Source organism: Octadecabacter arcticus 238, from assembly GCF_000155735.2.
Taxonomy (GTDB): domain Bacteria; phylum Pseudomonadota; class Alphaproteobacteria; order Rhodobacterales; family Rhodobacteraceae; genus Octadecabacter; species Octadecabacter arcticus.
The window spans coordinates 4356605-4377278 of record NC_020908.1; the positions used below are offsets into that span (position 1 = coordinate 4356605).

Genomic DNA, 20674 nt, shown 5'->3' on the forward strand with positions numbered 1-20674 from the left:
CAGATTAATCTTTGTCGATCACTCGGGCTTCGTCAATCAACAGCACCGGAATGCCGGCCCTGATCGGATAGGCAAGATGCGCCGCCCTGCTGGTCAGCTCTTGCGCCGCGGCATCATAGGTCAGTCGCCCCTGACATTGCGGACAGACAAGCGCCTCGAGCATTTTGGGATCGAACTTACGCACGTCTGTCTCTGTCATTGCATGACCTGCGGATCATCACCCCCATGAAGCGCGTATTCGATCAATGTCACAAGCGTTTCCCGACGGGTCACCAAAGATGGCGCTTCTAACAGGGCTTGGCGGTCTTCTGGCTCAAACGGGCACAGCATCGACAGGGAATTGATCAACAATTCAGGTTCCGCGTCCGTCATCGACTCCCAGTCGGTGTTCAGCCCGCGTTCTTCAAAAAACCGCTCAAGCAAGTTCATCAGTGCGGCGCGATCCAAACCGGGGTCCGTTTCCTCGCCGCCCAAATCTGCGCCAAACCCATCCCAGTTCACCCGCGCACGGCGATAGGGCGCAAACCCTTCAACTTCGTCCAGCATGCGAAACCGCGACCTGCCCGACAGTGTGATCATATATCGACCATCTTCCGTCTCAGACATCGCCGTCACGCGCCCCGCGCAGCCAATCGAATGTAACTTTTTCGATCCGTCAGCCGCTACGTAAGGCTGCACCATTCCAATCAATCGCCCGTCCGATTTCAACGTATCATCCAGCATCGTCAAATAGCGCGGTTCAAACAGATGCATCGGCAATTGCGCGCGCGGCAACAACAACGCTCCGGGCAGCGGGAAAATTGGGATTACTTCTGGGAGGTCAGGTTGTTTTTTCATGAGGAGTTAAATAGCCCGCGCACCCGATCAGGCAAATATCATCGACGAAAGCCTGCGCCGACCGTTCAGCACCACAGGATCCGTTGGTTTCATTGCGTCAAAGACAGTGAACAACTGCGTTTTTGCAGCGCTGTCATTCCACTCCCGATCCCGCCGGAACAAATCAAGCAATTGATCAACCGCGCCTTCGCTGTCGCCGGACGCATGCAGCGCCACGGCCAGATCAAGTCGCGCTTGGTGGTTGTTTTCATCAGCGTCAACCGCAGCCTGCAATTCTGCCACCGGCCCCGCATTTGCCGCTTGTCTCGCCAATTCAATTGCCGCACGCGCCGCTTCAATCGGTGCCGCGTCAGAAATTTCCGCTGGTGCGCCGTTCAGCACTGCCTCTGCCTCATCCACTTGACCTTGCGCCAGATGGCAGCGTGCCAACCCACCGAACGCACCGGCGTGGTTGGGGTCTTCTTCGAGAATGGCCGCAAAGGTTTCGGCTGCATCGGCAAATTCGCCATCAGCCAGCATGGTCTCAGCCGCCTCCAACGCGTCGTCCAGCCCGTTGTCAGGCTCACCGGCCAGATCGGCAATCTTGGTCACAAACGCTTCAATCTCGCTGGGTGGCAAAGCGCCCTGAAACCCGTCAACAGGCTGGCCGTTAAAGAACGCATAAACCATCGGGATCGACTGCACTTTAAGCTGCCCCGCGATGCCTTGGTTCTGATCCACATCGATCTTGACCATCTTTACGCGGCCACCGGCCTTCTTAACGGCCTCTTCCAGCGCTGGCCCCAGCGTCTTGCACGGGCCACACCATGGCGCCCAGAAGTCCACGATCACCGGCACCGTCTTCGACACCTCAATCACGTCCTGCATAAACGACGCGTCACCACTGTCTTTTATCAAATCGTCCGCCGCTGCGGGTTGTTGTCCACCGAGTTCAAGCATCTTAGCCTCCGATTAGTGCATCCTATTTGATATCTATATGGGCAAGCCCACACCAAAGGCCAAGGGGGTCGGGTTTTTCGATTCCTGTGCATCCGTTGGCATACAGAATGTGCACAGGTTGTGTACACTGTATGCCACCCCGATTTACAGATCAAACGTCGCAAAAACTGGTGCGTGATCGCTGGGTTGTTCCCACCCACGAACGGCACGAATAACGCGGCTCGAATGGGCCGAATTGGCAATGTCCGGCGTGGCCCAAACATGGTCCAGACGGCGGCCCTTATCGGCGGATTCCCAATCGGGGGCGCGGTAGCTCCACCAGCTGTATAAATTGCCGTGCGGGATGTCGGCGCGGGTCACGTCAACCCAATCGCCAGCTCCCTGCACATCCGCCAAATGTTCCACCTCAACGGGGGTGTGACTGACGACTTTCAACAGTTTCTTGTGATCCCACACATCGTCCTCCCGTGGGGCGATATTCAAGTCCCCCACAAGGATCGATTTCTCCGGCGCGTTCGCCCCGAAATAGTCCCGCATTTCCGTAAGATAGTCGAGCTTTTGTCCAAACTTTTCATTCACTTCACGGTTCGGTTTGTCGCCGCCAGCTGGCACGTAAAAATTATGAACCGTCACGCCATTGTCAAGCCTGCCAGCGATGTGGCGGGCATGGCCAAGTGATACGAAATCCTCAGCCGCGACTTCTTCGATTGGCATCTTTGAAAAGATCGCAACGCCATTATAACCCTTCTGGCCACGTGCCACCATATGGTGATATCCAAGCGCTTGAAACTGCTCCAGCGGGATCTTGTCCACAGGGCTTTTGCATTCCTGCAAACACAGCACATCGGGGGCTTCTTGCGTCATCAAACGCGCGACCAAACCCTCGCGCAGACGCACCGAATTGATGTTCCAAGTGGCCAGCGTAAATGACATGTCGAACTCCCCTAAATTTGGGCTTACCCTAGCGGTGTCACGGCTGCTTTGCCAGCCACACCGACACCCGCGCTAACCCTTCTTTAAGTACATCAGGGTAACATGCAAATCCGATTCGAACGTAGCCTTCAACGCCAAGCGCCGATCCCGGTGTGAACATCACGCCGGTGTCTTTCAGCAACGCCACACATTGATCATAGGATGCCATCGCCACATCCAACGCAACAAACGCCGTTGTCCCCGCCTGCGGCTTTACATACCTCGCCTTTGGTTCTTGCTGCACCCAAGCATCCAGCAGCGCCAGATTGCCCCGCGTGATGTCGCGCGACCTGTCTAACACGTCGGCCTTGGCCTCAAGCGCCATGGCAGCAAAGTAATCATCGACCATACCAACGCTTATGGTCGTGTAATCACGGTGTACTTCACAATCATCCAACAATCCCTGTGGCCCAACGATCCATCCCAACCGCAGCCCCGCCAGCGAAAATGCCTTGGATGTGGACCCTGTGGAAATGCCTTTATCGTAGACGTCCACAATCGACGGCACTGGTTCGCCCTGTTCGGTGCCGCGATATACCTCATCACACAACACCCACGCATCAACACCGCGCGCAATGTCCGCCACCCGTTCCAACCCGTCACGGCCAATCAATGCCCCCGTAGGATTGTTCGGATTTGTCAGCGCAATCACCTTTGTGGCTGGCGTCACGGCCGCTGCAACCTCATCCCAATCCGGCAACCAATTCTGCGCCTCTGACAGCGCCACTTCCGCCACCTCAGCCCCAAGGGATCGCGGAATCGCGGTATGTTGCTGATACGTCGGTGTCACGGCGACCACATGATCTCCAGTGCCGACAAGCGTCTGATAAACCATATGGTTCGCGCCAATCGTCCCATGGGTGATCAGCACATTCTCGGCGCTCTGCGCCTCAAACATCCCTGCAACCAAGCCACGCAAACGCGTCGACCCACGGATTTCCCCGTAGGTCATCTGCATCGCGGCCAAATCGGCCGGCATCTGTTGCGTCGTTCCGGCAATCTGCATCAACTCAGCCAAGGTCAAAGACGCGACGCAGGTTTCTGCCAAATTCAACTCACACTTGGTTTCCCAAGCATTCATCCACTGCTCGACGCCAAACGGTTCAATTTTCATCGGGCAGACTCCTTGTTGCGTCCCACTTGACCAGTGCCATACCAACACGTCCAGCACCACGACCCATGTTCCTTATTTTTGCCTTTGTCTCGAAAATATCCCGAGGGAGTCGCACAGCGACGGGGGGCAGCGCCCCACTGGATCGGATTGGCGCTGCCAATTCGACATAAAAAAATGCCCCGACCAAAAGCCGGGGCAAGTCCAACAGGGAGGTGGTGATATAACCCCATCACCAAGGGATAATTTAGGCCACCAAACGGTAGCCGCCGCTTTCGGTCACCAGCAAACGCGCATTGCTGGGATCGGGCTCAATCTTTTGGCGCAGACGGTAAATATGGGTCTCAAGCGTGTGGGTCGTTACGCCTGCGTTATAGCCCCAGACCTCGTGCAACAGCACATCGCGCGCAACAACACCATCGGTCGAACGGTACAGGAACTTCAGAATATTCGTTTCTTTCTCGGTCAGGCGAATTTTCTTGTTGTCCTCGGTCAGAAGCATTTTTTGGGCAGGCTGGAACGTATACGGCCCAAGCGTGAAAACCGCGTCCTCGGATTGCTCGTGGGTGCGAAGCTGTGCACGGATTCGCGCCAAAAGCACTGGGAATTTGAACGGCTTGGTGACGTAATCGTTCGCACCCGCATCCAGCCCTAAAATCGTATCGCTGTCACCGTCATGGCCGGTCAACATCACAATCGGGCACTTCACGCCCTGCTTCCGCATCAGACGGCACAGCTCACGGCCATCGGTGTCGGGCAGACCTACATCAAGGATCACCAGATCATATAAACCTTCTTTGGCCTTGGTCATCGCTTCCGCGCCATTGCCAGCCTCAAAGACATCAAAGTCTTCGGTCATCAACAATTGTTCCCCCAGCGCCTCGCGCAGGTCCTCGTCGTCATCAACAAGTAGAATTTTCTTGAGTTGTGCCATTACACCAATCTCCTTTGTTAGATCACAGATGTGTTTAGATACGTGATCGCGCAACATTTATGGCAGCGCCTCACGCCGTCGTGTCGTCAGCAGGGTAAATGTTTCAATTTCTCACACTTACAGGTATCGGAAGGGGACAAAGAGAGCCCGATTATGACATTCGCCACAGAATCTTTTAAACCTGATCTTACAGAACGCCTCGCGCGCTCCCGCTCCGACCTGCGTATGGGTGTCCCAATCGTTGTGTGTGACGCAGACGCAGCAGGGCTCGTCTGCGCCGCTGAGGTCTTGAGCGCTGAAAGGTTGGCCAGCCTCGTAGGCATGAACCCAGTCTTGGCAATCACCAATCACCGCGCCGCCACATTAAAAGTGGCCGCTTATGATGGTGATCTGGCACGTGTGATCCTACCCAAAGACGCTGGCATCGCGTGGGTTCAGGCCATGGCGGACCCTGCGGACGATCTGCGAAGCCCGATGAAGGGTCCGTTCAGAACAGCCCGTGACGGTTCAGCGACGGTGCATCGCGCGGGGATCGCGCTTACAAAGGCGTCACGCCTTCTGCCTGCCTGTGTCGTGGTCGCGCTCAAGGATGGCCCTGCATTCGCGGCCCAGCACGATCTGACCCGCGTAGACGCGCAAACTGCACTGACAACGGCTCTTTCGCCATTGGACCCCGTCATTTCGGCTAAACTGCCGCTTGACGTGTCCGAAGCCGGGCGTCTGCACATTTTTCGCCCCGAAGATGGCGGCGAAGAACACTATGCAGTTGAAATCGGCACCCCCGACCGCGCGGCACCTGTCCTGACCCGTCTTCATTCGGCGTGTTTCACCGGTGATCTTCTGGGCAGCCTAAAATGTGACTGCGGCCCACAATTGCGCGGCGCTATGGCACAAATGGGGGCCGAGGGCGCTGGCGTCCTGCTGTATCTCAATCAAGAAGGCCGTGGGATTGGTCTTGCCAACAAAATGCGCGCCTATTCTTTGCAAGATCAGGGCTTTGATACCGTCGAGGCAAACCATCGCCTAGGTTTTGCTGACGACGAACGTGATTTCCGCATTGGTGCCGAAATTCTACGCAAATTGGGGTTTTCACAGGTCCGCCTGCTGACAAACAATCCCGCCAAGGTCGCGAAGCTCGAAAGCAGCGGACTGACGGTTACGGAACGGGTACCGCTGAAAGTCGGTGAAAACCACCACAACGCCGCCTACCTTGCGACGAAAGCCGCGAAATCCGGCCACCTGCTTTAACAGGCAAACCGCAGCAGGATCGCGCCAACCAGTGTCAGGAGCGTCGATCCGACCTTAAACAAATCCAACCGTTCCTTCATAAAAAAGACGCCGATAAATAATGCAAAGATGATTGATGTCTCCCGCAAGGCCGTCACCAGCGCGATCGGCGCTTGCATAAACCCCCAAACAACCAACGCATAGGCGCAATAGGACGCCGCACCACCGACGACCAGGACAAACCGACCTTCTGACCATAATCGCCCCAGCGTGCCGGGTTTGCTCACCCGCATGAACGCGGCAAAGACCAATGCATTGCCAATGGCTGACCAGCCATAAAACCCGACTGCCGTCCCCGCGACCCGCGCACCCAATCCGTCGACCAGCGAATAACCCGCAATAAACAGCCAGTAATCGCTGCCAGCATCGCGGCCTTGGGATTGCGTGCACCGCCGTGGCCCCGCACCAGACCAAGCGACAACAAGCCCGTCCCGATCAGCACAATCGCCGCGACTTCTTGCCAGCCCAACACGACATTTAAAAACGACACCGACACCATCGCGACGATCAGTGGCGCGATGCCCCGCGCGACGGGATAAACCTGCGTCAAATCACCAATCCGGTAGGAATTCAGCAAGAACACCTGATAACCAAAATGAAACGCCAGACTGCCCAGCAGATACGGCCAGCACGCTAAGTCCGGCATCGGCACAAACATCAAGCCGATGATCGCATACGGCAAATGGCCGATAACAACCCCCGCCATGCTCAGGTGTTTGTCCGCCGCATTCTTTGCCAGCGCATTCCAACAGGCATGGAGCAAAGCCGCACATAATGTGGTCGCAATAACAATTGTTGGCATCAATCGTTCCTTTTGGCGCACCCTATGCCCAGCAGGGGCGCTTGAACAACCTGCACAGTTCTGGTCAGGCTGGACCCATGAAAGCCACCGACCTTGTCATCACCCCGTCCCATCTGCGATTTATGAACCGCAAATTTCCGTGCTCAATTGGGCGGGGCGGGATCAGCAGCCGCAAAACTGAGGGCGACGGTGCAACGCCGCGCGGCACGCATTGTCTTGTGGGGATGCTGTATCGACCCGACCGGATGGAACGGCCGACCGATTGGGCGCTGCCGATCCACACGACCGATTTGTGGTCAGATGACCCGACCCATGAAGACTATAATCTGATGGTGCGCGCGCCCTATCTATACAGCCACGAAAAACTGCGCCGCGCCGACCCGCTTTATGATCTTGTTATTCTGACGAATTGGAACTGGCCCTACCCTGTCAAAGGCCGCGGATCAGCGATTTTTATTCACCGTTGGCGCAAACCGGGGCATCCGACAGAAGGCTGCATCGGCCTGCGCGCGGCTGATCTGGCATGGATCGCCCCGCGCATCCGGTATTCGACACGTTTGATCGTTCTATAAGACAAACCTCAGGTCGGCACGCGGTCACCAAAAATCGCCGATCCAACCCGCACATGCGTCGCGCCATGCGCCACAGCCGTTTCAAAATCACCCGACATGCCCATCGACAGGCCGTTCAACCCGTTGCGCGCCGCGATGTCGCCCAGCAATTTGAAATGCGGCGAGGGGTCTTCATTGACCGGCGGAATACACATCAACCCAGCAACTGGCAGGTCTAGCGCGACGGATTCGGCAATAAACGCATCTGCGCTGGCAGGCAGCACACCGGCCTTCTGCGGCTCTGCTCCCGTGTTCACTTGTATATAAAGGTCAGGGCACGCGCCCATCTCTTGGGCCAAACGCGCGAACATATGGGCCAGCTTGATGCGATCCAACGTGTGAATAGCCTGCGCCAATTCCATTGCCGCCCGTGCCTTGTTGGTTTGCAGCGGTCCGATGATGTGCAGTTCAATCCCGTCAAACTGTTCGCGGAACGCAGGCCACTTGTCTGCGGCCTCCTGCACACGGTTTTCACCATAGATGCGGTGGCCCTGTTCTAGAATCGCTTGGACCCGTTCGTTGGGCTGTACTTTGGAAACGGCTATCAGTTTGGTTGACCCATCGCTGCGCCCGGCCTTCGCCTCTGCGGCGCTGATGCGTTTCTTGATCTCTAACAGGGACACGGCAACCTCCTGATTACTTGGTGTGATTCATTTTTAACTGCTAACTAGACTGTTATTGGCCGTCTGCCACGGCCCGAATGCCGGTATTTGGTGTGTGACCCGTCTGCATCATTTTTGCAGCAGATCCGAAGTAAGTGGGCAATTACCTTGAGTGTATACGCCTTTGGGGGCATAGACCTCATCAATGCTAGTTGAACTGGCATTCTCGCAGAATGCAAACACGAGGAATTATCTAATGAAAAACATCCTACTCGCAACTACAGCACTCGTCGCCTTCGCTGGCGCCGCTGCTGCTGACGGTCACACATCTGTTACCTGGTCCGGTAAAGCAACTGCTGGTGTCGCACGTGAAGGCGGAACTGACGCCGTTGCTGCAACAATCACTGACGATACCATTGATACAGCACTTGCTGATTATGACGCTGCCGTGACTGCCACAAACACCGCTGCTAATATCGCATTGCCAATAACTGCCGCAACCGTATCAAACGTTGCAGGCTTGGTAGCATCGGCAATTGCTGCACTGAATTCAAACTCTGTTTCTGTTCCTGCAAACAAGGCTGCTAACGATACAGACGTATTGGTTTATCAAGACGTTCTGAACATCCTTAGCGTCGGCGCTGGGTCTGCTGCAGTTGCCACTGGCGATGGCGAAACATATGCTGAAATCAACGCGACTGTTACTGGTACTGTTGTAACAGACTTGGGCATCACATTGTCCGCTTCCATGAGCGTAGACGCTGGCACAGGTTACGACTTTGCTGACGACGACGGCTTTGACAGTGCAAAAACCAACGGCGTTGGCTTTGACAATGCTGTTTTGGACGCAGGCGTATATGGTGTGTTGACATTCGCACCAAACGATCTTGCACAGCTGGTTGACGATGACGACGACGCAGCTGCTGACATCAAGTACGTGAACACCTTCGGCCCTGCCACGTTCACAATGGTTGCTGACGTCGACGAAACAGACACAAATGTAACAGCTGCTAGCGCCGCTGCTGCAACTAACACAGCCACAGCTGCCGACGGTAGCGCAGGTGACGTCGCATACGCTGCCGGCACAGACGCTGTTGCTGCTGACGTTGCGTGGTCCGCTAAAGTTGAATCAGCAATTGGTGACATGGGAACTGTATACGCAGCATTCGACGAAGAAGGCGGCAACGCATTCGGCGGTACTGTGGCAATGGAAGGCGTAACCTTCAACTTCTCCAGCAAGCTTGAAGCTCTGGAAGAAGAGGAAGGCACTGATCGTTCAAACACAATCGGCGCATCCTACGTAATGGGCGCAGTGAGTGTTGGCGCTTCGTGGAACTCAATCGAAGATGACAACCAGTGGTCCATCAACGGTGCATATGCTGCCGGTGCAATCTCCCTCGCAGCATCCACAAACGAAGGCGAAGAGTGGGAAATCACAAGCGCATACGATCTGGGTTCTAACGCAAGCGTAAAAGCTGGCGTTAACTACACAGATGACGCATTCGTAGGCGTTGCATTCAACTTCTAATAGAAGCTGAACTTACTACAGCGAGAGCGGCGCTTCGGCGTCGCTCTTTGCGTTTAAAGACTTCAAACTTGCTGCAAACATCAACATAACTGAGGCAACCAATGAGACATCTTATTATTGTACTGTGCATATCTACGACGCTCACAAGTTGCGGCACAACAGGCGGAATACTCAACGGCACTGGCACTGTACTTGAAGGTGTGGCAACAGATTTGCGCAGTGTAAGCAGGATGCTGAACCGCTAGCTGCACGGCTACAAGCACCCGTTAACTATCATGAAAAACGCAGCCTGAGTGCTTGTTGCGCTATAACTACGATGCACGCTAGTATTTGACTGTGTTAGCTTGTTGTAGTGCGAGCTGTGTGCGCAACACGAATACCTTGCGCTGTGACAGCTGCTGTTGCTTGGTACGAGGCAAATTTGAGTTATTGTCAAATCTGGTGTTTGAGTATTGTTGGTCATGCGGTGATCTGGTCGGGGTTTGTGGTTTCGATTCCGTCTTTGAACGTGACGCCTGTGATGACTTTTGCGAGGTAGTCAAAGCCGCGTAGCTTCCTCCAGTTTTGCTCAGCACATTGCCCCAGTTTGAACATCATGTGCAGCATGCCATCGCGTGACAGGCAGCCCTTTGAACGCTTGGTACGATGCCGGATCGTCGCGAAGGCCGATTCAATTGGATTGCTAGTGCGGATGCTTTGCCAATGCTGCGCCGGGAAGTCGAAGAATGCCATGAGTTCCTCACGATCTTTTTGCAGGCATAGTGTGGCCTTGGGATATTTGGGTTCGTAGGTTTTGATGAACAGATCGAACGCCTTTTCTGCATCGACTTTGGTCTCGGCCTGCCAGATGTCGTGCAGCGCGGCCTTGGCTTTTGGCTGAGACAGCTTGGGTAAACAATTGAGCACGTTCATCGTTTTGTGTTGCCAACAGCGTTGATGGCGGGTCTCAGGATAGACTTCGTCCATGGCCGCCCAAAACCCCATGGCACCGTCCCCGATGGCCAGTTTGGGCGCATTCATGCCTCGGCTTTTGAGGTTAAGCAGAACCTCGCGCCAGCTCTGCGTGGACTCGCGCACCCCATCCTCAATTGCCAGAAATCGCTTCTTGCCACGGGCAGTTACCCCAATAATAACAGGGGCACAGAGCTTGTCATCCTCGCCCCGAAGGCCGCTGTGAACGCCGTCGGCCCAGATATAGACGATGGGCTCGTCATCTAACTCAGCGCCTTTCCAAGCCTCGTATTCATTGGCCCAATCGCGTTTTAAACGCGAAACCGTATTAGCCGACAAGCCAACGGCATCTGGGCCCAGAAGAACCTTGAGGGCGGGAGCCATCTCGCCGCTGGAGATCCCTTTGAGGTAAAGCCATGGCAAGGCCGCTTCCAGCGTCTTCGTGCGGCGCACATAGGGCGGCACCAGGGCAGACCGGAATGTCACCGGTGTGCCGTCCTTGGACCGAACCTTTGGAATGCGCACGCTCACAGGGCCAATGCCCGTTTGAAACGGGCGGGCCGGATGATGTCCATTACGCACGACTGCCGCGTGACCGGCATCGGTGCGTAAGCCGGTAAATTGCGCCAAATAACTGACAAGCTCAGCCTCAACTGCTGTCGCGATCAATTGTTGTGCTCCCGTTTTCAGCAACTCCGTCAACGCGTCCGTCATCTCGTCTCGACGCGCAAAATCAACAATGTTAGTAGTTCCCATGGTGGTGTATCTCCTTTGGTTGGGCTGCTGTCTTCCAACAACAATTCAACCAGATACGCCGCCAACCTTCAAACCACTCAAACACCAGATTCAGTCATAGCTCCTTTGCGACTGCGACCACTTTTGCTGAGTGCGATCAACAACTCGCTGCTGTTGGCGTCAATGTCTTTCCATTTTGCAAGCCGCAACTCGCTCTTTCTAGTTCCAGTAAGCAACAACAGCTTGATAAACAGATGAAGGTAAGGGTGCGTGCTTTGCTTGCACGCGCTCAGCAGCTTGCTGATCTCACTGCGTGTCAAAAAACGCTGTATATGATCTCCAACCCCTCCGTGCCAATAAGCGTGAGACAATTGACTGGCTAAAGTTTACACTTGAGGGCGTAGGAGAAGAACCATGGTTATGCCTTCACAATCACCACTTTCGCCAGATGCTGGATCTGGAGCCGTTTTGGCCCCGACGTCGCCTCCCCGCGTTGTTAATGCGCCGTTGGCTCCCACAGCGGAACTGACGAGCATCCCGAAGCGACGCAACTTCACAGCCAAATACAAACTGCGCATTCTGGATGAGACGGACCAAGTGGCAGACACTGGCGGGGTTTCCGTCATTCTACGGCGGGAGGGGCTTTATTCCTCTGCACTGACCGATTGGCGCCGTGCGCGGGCGGCCGGCACATTGGGTGCATTGCAGCCAATGCGCCGTGGCCCACAAAAGGCACCTGCCAATCCATTGCAAGCTGAGCTGGCCAAGGCCAACCGTGAGGTGACAGCCTTGCGGCGCCGTCTGGATCAGGCGGAAGCCATCATTGCCATCCAAAAAAAAGTGGCGGGACTTCTGGACGAGATGGAGCAGACGCAAGAGCGCAGCGGCAAATCATGATGGCCGTCGCGATTGCATTGCCCACCGGCAGCGGCTTGACCTCGGCTGTCTGCGCCGCGCTATCATTATCGCGCGCGAGCGTTCTTCGACAGCGTGCGGCGCTGACGGCACCACCACGCACACGCCCACCGCGCGCAGCGTCTTCGCGGGCTCTGCCGGAAAGGGAAAGAGACCAGGTATTGCACCACCTGCGCGAACCCCGCTTTGCGGATCAGACGCCCACAGAGGTCTTTGCCACCTTGCTGGATGAAGGCACCTATCTGTGTTCAATCCGCACGATGTATCGGATATTGGCCGCGCAGGGCGAAGTTGGCGAACGCCGCCGACAGCGCACACATCCCGTCTATCAAAAGCCTGAACTTCTAGCTGAAGCCCCCAATCAGGTCTGGTCTTGGGACATCACCAAGCTGAGGGGCCCGGTGAAATGGTCCTACTTCTATCTCTATGTCATCCTCGACATCTTCAGCCGCCGCGTTGTTGGCTGGCGCGTCGAGCACGCGGAGAGCGCCAGCCAGTTCAAAGAGCTGTTCATCGACGCGATGGAAAAACACGAGGTTCCACGCGATCAGCTGACATTGCATGCAGATCGCGGTGGGCCCATGAAGGCAAAGACGACAGCCCTGATGCTGGTTGATCTTGGTGTGCTCAAGTCCCACAGTCGGCCCCACACCTCAAACGACAACCCGTTCTCCGAAGCCCACTTCAAAACACTGAAATATCAGCCAGAGTTCCCCAAGAACTTTGAAACCATCGAGCAGGCTCGCGCATTCTGCCGCAGGTTCTTTGCATGGTATAACCAAGACCATCATCACGCCGGGATTGGTCTGATGACGCCCAACCAAATCCATTTTGGGCAGGCCCAAGAAATCTACACCGCGCGACAAGCAACACTAGACGCGGCATTCCTCGCCACGCCCGAACGCTTCGTACACAAACCACCAAAACCGCCTCAAATCCCGACCGCCGTCTGGATCAACCCACCAAAACCAACCGAAGAAACCCAAGCCTAAAGTCCAAAAGCCACTGTCTCAAAGTCGTTGACACGTTCCGAACAGGCAACTTGCGTATCGCAGCGCCTTTTAATGCGTTGCGCTCCAAATAGTTCCAATGCACACCAATATTAAGGATACGGTTCAGCATTGCGGCGTGCTTGTTCACAGTGCTTGCTTTGTATCCATCTTCTATCTGCTGCAGCATCCAAGAATCAATGTCTTCGCTTGTAATATCAGTTAACAGCTTTGCACCAAGCGTAGGTCGCAAGTGCTTGTTGAACAGATAGAGGTCATGCGTGCTGCGGCGCTTGGTGGCTTTGACGAAGGCATAATACTTGAGGTCAAAGAACGCTTCGAGCGTGAGCGCTGCACGTTGCTTGGTGGTTGTAATATCGGTGCGTCTTGGATGACGAAACAGCTTAGACAGTGATCGCAAATAACCCCCCTCTTCACTGCACTGCTAATGTCAGCTGCTTGCGAGAACGAGTTATATCTGCATTAAAGCAGTCAAAAAGACATCGACATCTTAAAGTGGATCCTACTCGCTTCCACAGCAATCGTCGCCTTCGCTGGCGCCGCTTTCGCTGACGGCCACTCTGCCGTATCCTTCGCTGGTGACGCCTCACTGGGTTACAACGACGACATCTCAGACGGTTTCTTCTGGGACTCCAAAATCATCGCCGGCTTCGCATCTACACTCGACAATGGCCTGACAGCATCAGCGTCTTTCGACATTAACATCGCTAACGATGATGATGCCGATGTTGTTGATTTTGACGATTACACCTTGTCCCTGACATCCGAAATGGGTGGTTTGTACTACGGTGTGACTGCATACGCAGCAGAATCCCTGTGGCAGTCCGCTGGTGACATGGCTGCTGACGGCTTCTCCGAAGCCGACAACGACATTGTTCTGCGCGGCGAACTGACATTCGGTTCTGTCACTGCTGCAGTGTCTACCGCAATCGAAGACCATGCTGGTACCGAAGCTGACGACGATGCGACACAACTGTCCGTTGCTGCGGTTGCAGATCTCGGCAACTACACTGTTGGTTTAGCGTACCAGGAAGAGTCCGGCTTGTTCGGTGCTGCTCCTGCTGTAGCTGGCGACTACAACATGAACGAAGTTTTGGGTCTGTTTGCAAGCACAACGGTTGCAGGCTTTGACTTAACTCTTGCTTATGCTGAACAAACAGTGCTCGGAGGCGGTATGTCTCGTTCTTCTGTGGGCCTCGAAGTTGGCTACACAATGGGCGACATCACTTTGGGTGCGTACTACGTAGCTGAAGATAACAACACAGCAGACGAATCATACGGTGTAAGTGTTGGTTATGCATCCGGTCCAATCGCACTTGCAGCATACTTCAACACAGATCTGGACTCAGATGAGTTCGCTGTGCAGGGTTCCTACGACTTGGGCAACGGTCTTGTTATGACTGCTGGCTCAATCGACGGTGACAGCACCACAGACAACGATTTTGCGGCCTTCATCGTTGCAGATTATGACCTTGGTGGCGGTGCATCTGTGATGGCGTCCTTCGCTGATGCCAACAATGTAGGTACATTGACTTCTGATGACATCGACACTTTCGGTGGCTATGAGCTGAAGGCTGGTACAACTATTGAGCTTTCCTTCGCGTTCTAATTGAACCGAATGACACTCTAAGGCTTGGGCGGTTCCTTCGGGGGCCGCCCTTTTCTTTTGCTCAAATAAAATGTTAATCTATGGCAAATGATGTGCCGGAGGTATTGATGAAGAAACTTATCCTTTTCTTATCCATAGCTATGTTCATGACAAGTTGCGGCACAGCCGAGGGCGTTATGTACGGCACTGGAAGCGTTCTCGAAGGAATGGCGACAGACTTTCGCGGCCTTGGTGATCTGTTCACACGCTGACCGCCGCCGCATTGGTCATCAGCACAAAATCCATCTGCTGTTCGCTTCGCCAACGGTGCCTTTGTTTTTTCTGAGGTTCGGGTGTGTTCACTGGCCTTGTGACATCTGCCCCCCTTCGCTACACAATTGCTAAACAAACGACGGGAAGATCGACACGTGACCGGATTTACAAAACTTATTCGCCTAACCTTTGGAATCGGCCTTGTGGCCACACTGTCCGCCTGTGGCGGTTCAGGCAGCCTTAGCAGCAACCCATTCGGGTCAATCGGCAGCTTGGGCGGCATATTTGGTGGCGGCGGCACAACCGCCGCAACACAGCAAGCAGCGCGAACCGGTGGTGTCGAAAACGTCGCGGTGAACCGCTACCTTTGGGCCGCATCCCTTGATGTTCTGAGCTTCTTACCGATTGAATCCGTTGATCCTTTTACCGGTATTATCGTCATGGGCTACGGCACCCCGCCTGGTGGCAGCCGCAGTTACCGCGCGACGATCTTCATCACTGATCCAGCCCTTGATGCGCGGTCTTTGGATGTCGCCTTGCTGACCCGCTCCGGTCCCGCCGCGGCGGAAACCACCCGCGCCATTGAGGACGCAATTCTGTCGCGTGCGCGTCAGTTGCGCATTGCAGACGGTGCTCTATAAGAACTGGGCGCTGTAGAACGGCCCCAAACCCATAGTATTTCAACGCCGGGTCCAGCACCCGGCGTTTGCTTTTCAAGGACTAAAACATGGCTCCCTACACCCCGTCAGAGATCGAAGCCAAATGGCAAGCCGCTTGGGACAAAGCGGAGACATTCAAGACCACACGGAGCGATGACAAGCCCAAGTACTACGTGCTTGAGATGTTCCCCTATCCGTCAGGCCGTATCCACATCGGCCACGTACGTAACTACACGATGGGCGACGTAATCGCGCGTTATAAACTGGCAACGGGCCACAACGTCCTACACCCCATGGGCTTTGACGCCTTCGGGATGCCGGCTGAAAACGCGGCGATGCAAACCGGCATTCACCCCAAGGATTACACCTACCAGAATATCGACGACATGGTCGCGCAGATGAAACCGCTTGGCCTTGGTATTGATTGGTCCCGCATGTTCGCGACCTGTGATCCCGAATACTACGGCCAACAGCAGTCGCTGTTTATCGACATGCTGGATGCGGGTATGATTGATCGCAAAAATGCGACCGTGAACTGGGATCCGGTCGACATGACCGTTCTGGCCAACGAACAGGTGATCGACGGCAAAGGCTGGCGATCCGGCGCCGAGGTCGAACGCAAAGACCTGACACAATGGTTCTTCAAAATCTCCGATTACGCAGATGAGCTGCTTGAAGCGCTGGACGGTTTGGACAATTGGCCCGCCAAGGTCAAACTGATGCAGGCAAATTGGATCGGTAAATCGCGCGGGCTGCAGTTTGCGTTCTCGCTTGTTGAAAACGTCGGCGGACGTGACCGGATTGAGGTTTACACAACCCGTCCCGATACGCTCATGGGCGCGTCGTTTGTCGGCATTTCGCCCGACCACCCGATCGCCAAAGAGATGGAACAGGTTAACCCTGACCTCGCCGCGTTTAACGCAGAATGCCGCAAGGGTGGCACGACCGCCGAAGCCTTGGAAAAAGCCGAAAAGATGGGTTTTGACACGGGCCTGCGCGTGCGCCACCCGTTTGATACATCGTGGGAACTGCCCGTCTACGTCGCCAACTTCATCATGATGGACTATGGCACCGGCGCGATCTTTGGCTGCCCCGCACACGACCAGCGCGACTTTGACTTCGCCAAGAAGTACGACCTCCCGATTATCCCGACTTTCCTCCCGTCCGAAGATAGCGACCCCGAACTGACAGAAGCCTTCGTGCCCACCAAAACCGATATGGTTCACTGGACAGCACCGTTCGCGTGGGACCCCGCAACCAACGGTGCAGACGCAATCAACGCCGCGATTGATTTCTGTGAAGCCAACGGTGTAGGCCAAGGTGTGACCAAGTTCCGACTGCGCGATTGGGGCTTGTCGCGCCAACGCTACTGGGGCGCGCCGATCCCTGTTGTGCATTGCGACGACTGTGGCGTGGTGCCGGAGAAGAAGGAAAACCTCCCCGTTGAACTGCCCTACGATGTGTCCTTCGACATTCCCGGCAACCCGCTTGATCGCCACCCCACATGGCGCAACACGCCTTGCCCTGCGTGCGGCAAGGCTTCGCTTCGCGAAACCGACACGATGGACACGTTTGTGGATTCCAGCTGGTATTTCGCGCGCTTCACAGCGCCCCACGCACTGACACCAACGCAGGCCGAAGACGCCGCCTATTGGATGAACGTCGATCAATACATCGGCGGTATTGAACACGCGATCCTGCACCTGCTGTATTCGCGTTTCTTTGCCCGCGCGATGCACAAGACGGGCCATTTGCCCGCGACCGCCATCGAACCGTTTGATGCGTTGTTCACCCAAGGCATGGTGACGCACGCAATTTTCAAGACCGAATCTGCAGATGGTCGTCCAGTCTATCACTACCCAGAAGCCGTTGACCTACGCGACGGCGGGGGCTTCCTGAAAGATGGCACTCAAGTCGACATCATCCCCTCCGCGAAAATGTCGAAATCCAAAAACAATGTGGTCGACCCCGTGGCAATCATCGAACAATACGGCGCGGATACCGCCCGCTGGTTCGTCTTGTCCGACAGCCCACCCGAACGCGACGTCGAATGGACAGCGTCAGGCGCGGAAGCGACATTCAAACACCTGTCACGCGTCCACCGCATTGCCTGTGATATTGCTGAAAACACTGACGCGGCGAACGACCAAGACGAAGCCCTGCTGCGCGACATGCACAAAGCGATCTTTGAAGTCACGCAGGGTGTGGAATCGTTTGGGTTCAACGCTTCAATCGCGAAACTCTATGGGTTCACGAACGCGATTGCCAAATCCAAGGCAGGCAGCGACGCAAAGCGCACAGCAATGAAGACCCTCGCTCAATTGATGTCCCCGATGACACCACACTTGGCCGAAGACATTTGGGAAATGTTGGGAGGAGCAGCACTGATCGCCAACGCGCCTTGGCCCGTCGCGATTGAATCGATGATGATTGAGGAGACGATCACCATGCCTATTCAAATCAATGGCAAACGTCGGTCAGAAATCGCCGTGCCAAAAGACATGGGCAAGGAAGAGGTTGAAAAACTCGCGCTCGCGGACAAGGCTGTGATTAAGGCTTTGGAGGGCGGACAACCCAAAAAGCTTATCGTTGTACCAGGCCGGATCATCAATGTTGTCATCTGACCGACGCGCCTTTCTAACGCGAATTACGGCCTTACCTGTCTTAGGACTGCTCGCCGGATGCGGATTTACGCCCGTTTATGGCGCAGATGGCGCGGCGCGCAATTTGCGTGGTCGGATCGCCTACCGCGCACCCAACACACCCGAAGGCTTCCGTCTGCGTACGCGACTGGAGGACCGATTCGGCCGTGTTGAACGCGGGGATTATTTGCTCACAGTGCAGCTCGAGATCGAAGAAGACGCAATCGTCATCAGTTCCGCACAAGATATTAACCGCTTTAACCTGCCGGGCAAGGCGATGTGGACCCTGACTGAACCGGGCAATGACACACCGCTCGCGTCCGGTATCGCGCAGACATTCACGGCCTATTCGGCGTTTGGCACCACCGTCGCCACCAGCGAAGCACAAGACGACGCGCACGACCGGTTGGCGGTGGCCCTTGCGGATTTGATCGTGACAGACATCATCGTCGCCTCCGCAGGCGTGGCCGCAAATATTTCGTCGCAGGACCGCTGACCAATGAAGCTGTCCGTCCGTGACGCAAATTCCTATTTCCGCAAGCCTGATCCGAACGGCGCGGGCATTCTAATTTACGGCGGTGACGCGATGCGGGTCGCGCTGAAACGCCAAGACGTGATCAAAACCCTTGTCGGGCCCAATGGGGAAGAAGAAATGCGACTGACGCGGATGTCGGGCGCTGATCTGCGCAAGGACCCCGCGCTGCTTGGTGATGCGATCAAAGCGCAAGGGTTTTTCCCCGGACCGCGTGTGGTTTTCGTCGAAGAAGTGACCGATGTTGCGGCAAAGGCGATCATCCCTGCACTGAAAGATTGGGTTGCTGGGGACGCGCAGGTTGTTGTGACGGCAGGCCAGTTGGCCGCAAAGTCATCCCTGCGTAAATTGTTCGAAAGCCACCCGTCCGCCTATGCCGCTGGCATTTATGACGACCCACCCACGCGCGACGAAATTGAAACCGCGCTGCGTGTTGCCGGCCTTAATAATATTGACCGTGATGCGATGGATTTGATTGCAGCACTATCGCGTGAGATGGCGCCGGGGGATTTGCGCCAAACCATTGAAAAACTCGGCCTCTATATGGCAGGTGAAACTGCGGCGGTGACGGTCAGCGACGTTGAAGCCTGCGCGCCCCTCTCCAACGAGGCGGCACTGGATGATATTTTGAACGCTGTAGCGGACCTCAAAGCGACTGAGATCGGTCCAATCCTAAGCCGTCTATACGCCCAAGGCACGCAACCCGTGGCGCTGTGCATAGGAGCGATGCGCCACTTTCGTCAGCTGCACGTTGTGGCATCCGATCCAGGTGGGCCGCTCGCGGGCATCGGACGTTTGCGTCCACCCGTATTCGGGCCGCGTCGTGACCGGATCGTGCGTCAGGCCAGCACGTGGGGTCGATTCAGATTAGAACGCGCGCTTGGCACAATTACAGATGCAGACCTGACCTTGAGGTCGTCCAGCACCGCGCCCGACCGCGCCTTGGTGGAACGCATGTTTATCCGTCTGGCAATGTTAGGCCGTAGTCGGGGCTAGCATCCGTCAGCGCCAGACACCGGAATCGAAAAAGGCAGACGCGAGGCCTGCCTTTTCCAAATTCCTAGTCGTGACGTTCGGCTTAGTTAGGTGCCGGTGCCACTACCAGAGTTGGAGGCGGAGGCACCTGCGCCAAGCAAGAAGAGGATAAGTATAGCAGATTCTTCAGCAGTAAGGCCCATAAGCGCGAGGCTACCTGCGGAACTAGCTGGGGTACTACCTGCTAGGCTTGGGCCCATGTTCTTTTCAATCATAACGATGTCACCAGTTGGTGTCGTAACGTTCTGAGCGATTGCTGTTGTGAACATGGCGCCAATTGCTGTGGCGGCGAAAAGTGTCTTGATCTTCATACGGGTACTCCAATTCTTTTACATACTCATCAGACCCGCGGGTGCCAACGAGCAGACCGTCATCAAAAACGAAGCTCACGCCTTCGAGGCTGAGCCACGTGACTTTGCTGCCATTCGCGCGACCAAAAAAGACCAATCCAGTTGCACCCCTAGACAAGATGCTGAGCCGCAACAGACCGACGTCCTGCGCGTCGATAAACGCGCGCGTCAATGTCTGACCCTCTGTTGCGAACCCCGAATCGCCCGCGGTAACGTCACCTGCACCGTCAGAGGCCACAGCACCGGTTATTCCCGCAAGGACACCTTTTAGTGCGTTGTTGTTTGCATTGTCTTGCTGGAGAGGCCCGCACCCCGTTAAGGCCGTCAATACGACACAGCCAAGTCCAGTGATCCATGTCAT

General features: G+C 55.5%; 23 protein-coding genes. 10 read left to right on the forward strand and 13 right to left on the reverse strand.

Annotated features, from left to right (window positions below; all coding sequences use genetic code 11):
* Positions 1-4: 4 nt before the first annotated feature.
* From OA238_RS22590 to OA238_RS22615, 6 genes are all read right to left on the reverse strand, one after another.
* On the reverse strand, positions 5-199 hold the full coding sequence (locus OA238_RS22590; protein ID WP_044037419.1) for a Trm112 family protein: 195 nt from the start codon (positions 197-199) through the stop codon (positions 5-7).
* Positions 196-837: an LON peptidase substrate-binding domain-containing protein gene (locus OA238_RS22595; RefSeq protein WP_015497003.1), complete on the reverse strand. Its 642-nt coding sequence runs from the start codon at positions 835-837 to the stop codon at positions 196-198. Before OA238_RS22595 ends, OA238_RS22590 begins: the two co-directional genes overlap by 4 nt.
* Before the next feature lie 27 nt (positions 838-864).
* On the reverse strand, positions 865-1776 hold the full coding sequence (locus OA238_RS22600) for a thioredoxin family protein (protein ID WP_015497004.1): 912 nt from the start codon (positions 1774-1776) through the stop codon (positions 865-867).
* Between the two features lie 144 nt (positions 1777-1920).
* Complete coding sequence (locus OA238_RS22605) at positions 1921-2709, reverse strand: exodeoxyribonuclease III (RefSeq protein ID WP_015497005.1); 789 nt, start codon at positions 2707-2709, stop codon at positions 1921-1923.
* Positions 2710-2746: 37 nt separating this feature from the next.
* Entirely contained in the window at positions 2747-3862 is a 1116-nt protein-coding gene (locus OA238_RS22610; protein WP_015497006.1) for an aminotransferase, read from the reverse strand.
* Between the two features lie 244 nt (positions 3863-4106).
* A complete protein-coding gene (locus OA238_RS22615) occupies positions 4107-4793 on the reverse strand; it encodes a response regulator transcription factor (RefSeq protein ID WP_044037421.1) in 687 nt (228 codons plus the stop codon).
* Between the two features lie 153 nt (positions 4794-4946).
* Here OA238_RS22615 and ribA point away from each other — a divergent pair, with 153 nt between their 5' ends.
* The gene (ribA, locus tag OA238_RS22620) at positions 4947-6041 is read left to right on the forward strand and encodes a GTP cyclohydrolase II (RefSeq protein ID WP_015497008.1); all 1095 of its coding nucleotides are present in this window, start codon (positions 4947-4949) and stop codon (positions 6039-6041) included.
* Here the strand turns inward: ribA and OA238_RS34150 are convergent.
* Both OA238_RS34150 and OA238_RS22625 read right to left on the reverse strand, forming a co-directional pair.
* Complete coding sequence (locus tag OA238_RS34150) at positions 6038-6394, reverse strand: EamA family transporter (protein WP_245581373.1); 357 nt, start codon at positions 6392-6394, stop codon at positions 6038-6040. The two genes, ribA and OA238_RS34150, sit on opposite strands and share 4 nt — an antisense overlap.
* A complete protein-coding gene (locus tag OA238_RS22625) occupies positions 6304-6882 on the reverse strand; it encodes a hypothetical protein (protein ID WP_015497009.1) in 579 nt (192 codons plus the stop codon). Before OA238_RS22625 ends, OA238_RS34150 begins: the two co-directional genes overlap by 91 nt.
* Positions 6883-6959: 77 nt before the next feature.
* On the opposite strand from OA238_RS22625, the gene OA238_RS22630 reads away from it, so the two are divergent.
* Positions 6960-7454: a L,D-transpeptidase family protein gene (locus OA238_RS22630; protein ID WP_015497010.1), complete on the forward strand. Its 495-nt coding sequence runs from the start codon at positions 6960-6962 to the stop codon at positions 7452-7454.
* Positions 7455-7462: 8 nt separating this feature from the next.
* Here the strand turns inward: OA238_RS22630 and OA238_RS22635 are convergent, their stop codons facing one another.
* Positions 7463-8116, reverse strand: coding sequence for a YggS family pyridoxal phosphate-dependent enzyme (locus OA238_RS22635; protein ID WP_015497011.1), 654 nt, complete (start codon positions 8114-8116; stop codon positions 7463-7465).
* A gap of 235 nt (positions 8117-8351) precedes the next feature.
* Here OA238_RS22635 and OA238_RS22640 point away from each other — a divergent pair, with 235 nt between their 5' ends.
* Positions 8352-9623: a hypothetical protein gene (locus OA238_RS22640; RefSeq protein WP_015497012.1), complete on the forward strand. Its 1272-nt coding sequence runs from the start codon at positions 8352-8354 to the stop codon at positions 9621-9623.
* Positions 9624-10082: 459 nt separating this feature from the next.
* Here the strand turns inward: OA238_RS22640 and OA238_RS22645 are convergent, their stop codons facing one another.
* Both OA238_RS22645 and OA238_RS35250 read right to left on the reverse strand, forming a co-directional pair.
* Positions 10083-11330, reverse strand: coding sequence for an IS256-like element ISOan6 family transposase (locus OA238_RS22645; RefSeq protein WP_015497013.1), 1248 nt, complete (start codon positions 11328-11330; stop codon positions 10083-10085).
* Between the two features lie 77 nt (positions 11331-11407).
* Positions 11408-11680 carry a tyrosine-type recombinase/integrase gene (locus OA238_RS35250; RefSeq protein ID WP_083906801.1) on the reverse strand — a complete coding sequence of 91 codons (273 nt, stop codon included), beginning with the start codon at positions 11678-11680 and terminating at the stop codon, positions 11408-11410.
* Between the two features lie 43 nt (positions 11681-11723).
* Between OA238_RS35250 and OA238_RS22660 the strand changes: the two genes are divergently transcribed.
* A protein-coding gene (locus OA238_RS22660) for an IS3 family transposase (protein ID WP_085982782.1) occupies positions 11724-13216 on the forward strand; the annotation gives its coding sequence in 2 pieces (ribosomal slippage) (positions 11724-12174 and positions 12174-13216; 1494 coding nt in all).
* Here the strand turns inward: OA238_RS22660 and OA238_RS22665 are convergent.
* On the reverse strand, positions 13179-13634 hold the full coding sequence (locus tag OA238_RS22665; RefSeq protein WP_044037426.1) for a hypothetical protein: 456 nt from the start codon (positions 13632-13634) through the stop codon (positions 13179-13181). The genes OA238_RS22660 and OA238_RS22665 overlap by 38 nt on opposite strands.
* A gap of 120 nt (positions 13635-13754) precedes the next feature.
* Here OA238_RS22665 and OA238_RS22670 point away from each other — a divergent pair, with 120 nt between their 5' ends.
* From OA238_RS22670 to holA, 6 genes are all read left to right on the forward strand, one after another.
* On the forward strand, positions 13755-14843 hold the full coding sequence (locus tag OA238_RS22670; RefSeq protein WP_245581552.1) for a porin: 1089 nt from the start codon (positions 13755-13757) through the stop codon (positions 14841-14843).
* Positions 14844-14950: 107 nt separating this feature from the next.
* A complete protein-coding gene (locus tag OA238_RS33095) occupies positions 14951-15094 on the forward strand; it encodes a hypothetical protein (RefSeq protein WP_187293097.1) in 144 nt (47 codons plus the stop codon).
* 156 nt (positions 15095-15250) lie between these two features.
* The gene (locus tag OA238_RS22675; protein WP_015497016.1) at positions 15251-15736 is read left to right on the forward strand and encodes a DUF3576 domain-containing protein; all 486 of its coding nucleotides are present in this window, start codon (positions 15251-15253) and stop codon (positions 15734-15736) included.
* Positions 15737-15822: 86 nt separating this feature from the next.
* A complete protein-coding gene (leuS, locus tag OA238_RS22680; RefSeq protein ID WP_015497017.1) occupies positions 15823-18378 on the forward strand; it encodes a leucine--tRNA ligase in 2556 nt (851 codons plus the stop codon).
* On the forward strand, positions 18365-18892 hold the full coding sequence (lptE, locus tag OA238_RS22685; RefSeq protein WP_015497018.1) for an LPS assembly lipoprotein LptE: 528 nt from the start codon (positions 18365-18367) through the stop codon (positions 18890-18892). Before leuS ends, lptE begins: the two co-directional genes overlap by 14 nt.
* A 3-nt stretch (positions 18893-18895) precedes the next feature.
* On the forward strand, positions 18896-19924 hold the full coding sequence (gene holA / locus OA238_RS22690) for a DNA polymerase III subunit delta (protein ID WP_015497019.1): 1029 nt from the start codon (positions 18896-18898) through the stop codon (positions 19922-19924).
* Between the two features lie 261 nt (positions 19925-20185).
* Here holA and OA238_RS22695 read toward each other — a convergent pair whose 3' ends face one another.
* Complete coding sequence (locus OA238_RS22695; RefSeq protein ID WP_187293098.1) at positions 20186-20674, reverse strand: hypothetical protein; 489 nt, start codon at positions 20672-20674, stop codon at positions 20186-20188.